The 3,325-nt window shown below is 64.4% G+C and carries 6 protein-coding genes; 2 read left to right on the forward strand and 4 right to left on the reverse strand.

Going from position 1 to position 3,325, the window contains the following annotated elements; all coding sequences use genetic code 11:
• Nucleotides 1-171: DUF559 domain-containing protein (locus tag JHD07_RS36030; RefSeq protein ID WP_291630849.1), on the reverse strand; the 171-nt coding region annotated here is incomplete at its 3' end.
• Between the two features lie 80 nt (nt 172-251).
• A complete protein-coding gene (pheS, locus tag JHD07_RS36035) occupies nt 252-1,334 on the reverse strand; it encodes a phenylalanine--tRNA ligase subunit alpha (RefSeq protein ID WP_291630840.1) in 1,083 nt (360 codons plus the stop codon).
• A gap of 149 nt (nt 1,335-1,483) precedes the next feature.
• Here pheS and JHD07_RS36040 point away from each other — a divergent pair, with 149 nt between their 5' ends.
• Nucleotides 1,484-1,903, forward strand: a complete 420-nt coding sequence (locus tag JHD07_RS36040; protein ID WP_291630842.1) for a hypothetical protein — start codon at nt 1,484-1,486, stop codon at nt 1,901-1,903.
• Between the two features lie 8 nt (nt 1,904-1,911).
• Here the strand turns inward: JHD07_RS36040 and rplT are convergent, their stop codons facing one another.
• Together rplT and rpmI are read right to left on the reverse strand one after the other, a co-directional pair.
• On the reverse strand, nt 1,912-2,271 hold the full coding sequence (gene rplT, locus JHD07_RS36045) for a 50S ribosomal protein L20 (RefSeq protein WP_028179126.1): 360 nt from the start codon (nt 2,269-2,271) through the stop codon (nt 1,912-1,914).
• Nucleotides 2,272-2,351: 80 nt separating this feature from the next.
• Nucleotides 2,352-2,552 (reverse strand): 50S ribosomal protein L35, encoded by a 201-nt coding sequence (gene rpmI / locus JHD07_RS36050; RefSeq protein WP_008539890.1) that lies wholly within the window; start codon nt 2,550-2,552, stop codon nt 2,352-2,354.
• A gap of 274 nt (nt 2,553-2,826) precedes the next feature.
• Between rpmI and JHD07_RS36055 the strand changes: the two genes are divergently transcribed.
• Nucleotides 2,827-3,231: a hypothetical protein gene (locus tag JHD07_RS36055; RefSeq protein WP_291630847.1), complete on the forward strand. Its 405-nt coding sequence runs from the start codon at nt 2,827-2,829 to the stop codon at nt 3,229-3,231.
• Nucleotides 3,232-3,325: the final 94 nt, after the last annotated feature.

A 3,325-nucleotide genomic window follows, 5' to 3' on the forward strand; every position in this document is an offset into this window, starting at 1 on the left:
GCACACGAAGTCAGCAATGTAATTTCCGATTGGCGATTGGCGACGGATGCCAACGCCATCCATGCGGTTAGCCTTCAGGTGCCGCCACAGCAGTGTTTCGGCGCGCGTCATCGCTCGGCGAAGCTGTTTCGCCCGGCTGCGCTGTCGCTCGCTTACAACTGCGTGCGGCATCCGTGGCTACCCCCCTCCCTGACCCTCCCCCACAAGGGGGGAGGGAACGGGGAGAGTTTTTGTACGGCCACTCACAAACCTCACGTGCTCAGCCCCCCTGCCAGCGTCGGCACCTCCAGCGGCTTGAAGCCGTAGTGGCTCAGCCAGCGGACGTCGCTGTCGAACAGCTGGCGCAAATCGGCGATGCCGTATTTCAGCATGGCGATGCGGTCGATGCCCATGCCCCAGGCAAAGCCCTGGTACTCGTCGGGATCGATGCCGCAAGCGCGCAGCACGTTCGGATGCACCATGCCGCAGCCGAGAATCTCGAGCCAGTCCTCGCCTTCGCCGAAGCGGATCTCGCCCTTGTCGCGGCGGCACTGGATGTCGACTTCCAGCGATGGCTCGGTGAACGGGAAGAACGAGGGACGGAAGCGCATGTTGATGTGGTCGACCTCGAAGAACGCCTTGCAGAACTCGTGCAGGATCCATTTGAGGTGGCCGAGATGCGAGCTCTTGTCGATGACGAGGCCCTCGACCTGGTGGAATTGCGGCGTGTGGGTCGCGTCCGAATCGATGCGATAGGTGCGGCCCGGACAGATCACGCGGATCGGCGGCTTCTGGCTCAGCATGGTGCGCACCTGCACCGGCGAGGTGTGAGTCCGCAGCAGCATGCGCGAGCCGTCCTCCTTCGGATGGAAGAAGAACGTGTCGTGCATCTCGCGCGCGGGATGGCCTACCGGGAAATTCAGCTTGGTGAAGTTGTAGTCGTCGGTCTCGATGTCGGGGCCTTCGGCAACCGAGAATCCCATGTCGGCGAAGATCGTGGTCAGCTCGTCCCAGACCTGGCTCAGCGGATGGATGCGGCCGGCTTCGGCCGCCGCGTCGCGCAGCGGCAGCGTGACGTCGACGGTCTCGGCGGCGAGCCGCGCATCGAGCGCGGCCGACTTCAGCACGTCGCGACGTGCGGCGAGCGCCTGGGTGACTGCATCCTTGGCCTGGTTGATCGCCGCGCCTTGCGTCTTGCGCTCGTCCGGCGACATTTTGCCGAGCGTGGCGAGCAGCGCGGAGATCGAGCCCTTCTTGCCGAGGGCAGCGACGCGCACGGCTTCGAGAGCGGCTTCATCGCCGGCGGCGGCGATTTGTTCGAGGATGGACGTTTCGAGCGTTGCGAGGTCGGACACAGGCAAATCCTTGGCTCTAAATTCGGCTGGGTTGTCGCCGCCCGAAGGCCGTAACGTCAAGCAAAAAGCCGGTCATTTCGGGCTTGCGGGCGGCTGGGTTGAACCCGGCGCGGCGGCCCGGCACCAACGGGGACGAGGAGAGTTTTGCGATGCTTTCGAGATCCCGCCTGGTCGGCCTGGCCCTGCTTCTCTTGCAAGGTGTTTCGGGTGGCGCGGCCGACGCCGAGGAATGCCCGGCCAAATCGACGTCGATGGACGACGTCATCGCTGTCCTCGATGCGGCGCCTGGCTGCGGCGCTGCCATGAAGCTGTTCGAGGCCTGCGCCTATGGCGCCAGCGGCGACGTGCAGTTCGGTGAAGTGGTCGAGAAGAAATGCGAAGCTGATTTCGTCGGCCAGCAGAAGCCGCCGCAGAAGCTCAGCTATCAGCGCGAGTTGCAGGCGTGCGATCGCAAGTACCGGAACAAGTCCGGCACCATGTATCTCTCGTTCACGGCCTTTTGCCGGGCGCAGGTCGCCCAGCGCTACTCGCAGCGCGCGTTGAAGGCTGCGGGCCCAAAGGCCCGCTAGCGCCGGCCTCAGGCCGCCAGCGCGGCCTTGGCCTTCTCGGCGATCGCCTGGAACGCGGCGGGCTCGCTGATCGCCAGATCCGACAGCACCTTGCGGTCCACGGTGATCCCGGACTTGGCCATGCCGTCGATAAATCGGCTGTAGGTCAGGCCGAACGGACGGACGGCCGCGTTGATGCGCTGGATCCAGAGCGCGCGGAACGTGCGCTTCTTGCGCTTGCGGTCGCGGAAGGCGTATTGCATCGCCTTCTCCACGGCCGGCTTGGCGGCACGGATGGTGTTCTTGCGGCGGCCATAGAAACCCTTGGCGGCCTTGTAGACTTTCTTGTGCTTGGCGTGGGCGGTCACACCGCGTTTGACGCGAGACATGACGAAATCCTTCAGAGATGACTTTGGTTAGCGGATCGCCGCGGGATGCGCGGCACGGCTGGCAATGATCGTGGACGCGATCAGGCGTTCGGCAAGAAGTACTTCTTGACGTTGTCGCCGTCGGTCTTGAACAGCACGCGGGTGCCGCGGAGCTGACGGATCTGCTTCTTCGTCCGCTTGATCATGCCGTGGCGCTTGCCGCGCTGGGCGTGCATCACTTTGCCGGTGGCAGTCACCTTGAAGCGCTTTTTAGCGCCCGATTTGGTCTTCAGCTTGGGCATTTGGCTCTCCTAATGGCCGCAGATATCCGCCCGCAAGGGCGGCTGGACCGTCAAAAATGCTCGTTAGAGCGTTGATTGTGCTCAAGTTTTGCGAACAAGCGCGAAACCCGCACGAGACACCGCCACGGCAGCCCGTAAATCAGCCGGGCGATGAAGGCTGGGCTTATGACAGAGGAAGGGCAAAATGGCAACGATGAACCGCTGGAACTTGCCCGCCGACTATTGGAGGCTGTCACCCGCATTACAAGCCTACTCGTTCTGAAACAGGTCCAAAATGGCCCATTTTCTGCAATTTCCGATTTCACTGGCCGGTTTTGCCCGTCCCCGCCATCTGGCGCTGTTTGCCGTGATCGCCGCGGCTGCGCTGCCACAGGCCGCCGATGCCCGCGCCGGCGTCTATGACGGTATCTGGAACGTGACCTTCGCCACCACCCGCGGCAATTGCAGCTCGGGCTACAGCGTTCCCTTCACCGTCACGGGCAGCCGCGTCTCCTCCGCTGGCGGCGGCCGGGTCTCCGGCACGGTCAGGCGCAGCGGCGCGGTCGCCGTCCAGGTCTCGGTCGGCGCCTCCCGTGCCAGCGGCGGCGGCCGCCTCGCCGGCGTGAGCGGAACGGGATCTTGGAAAGGCGTCATCTCCGGCGACCAGTGCAGCGGCACCTGGCAGGCGACCAGGACGTAGCTGTCGCCGCGATGGCGGTCGGCTCCCTCCCCCGCCTGCGCTACTATGTTCACACATCTCTGTCGGAGCCTTCTGCCCGCCAATCCGGAAATGC

Source organism: Bradyrhizobium sp., assembly GCF_016462955.1.
Lineage (GTDB): Bacteria > Pseudomonadota > Alphaproteobacteria > Rhizobiales > Xanthobacteraceae > Bradyrhizobium.

Coding starts and splice junctions, on each gene's coding strand:
- JHD07_RS36040 (WP_291630842.1), top strand. CDS start 1,484: ATGCTTTCGAGATCCCGCCTGGTCGGCCTGGCCCTGCTTCTCTTGCAA.
- rplT (WP_028179126.1), bottom strand. CDS start 2,271: ATGTCTCGCGTCAAACGCGGTGTGACCGCCCACGCCAAGCACAAGAAA.
- rpmI (WP_008539890.1), bottom strand. CDS start 2,552: ATGCCCAAGCTGAAGACCAAATCGGGCGCTAAAAAGCGCTTCAAGGTG.
- JHD07_RS36055 (WP_291630847.1), top strand. CDS start 2,827: ATGGCCCATTTTCTGCAATTTCCGATTTCACTGGCCGGTTTTGCCCGT.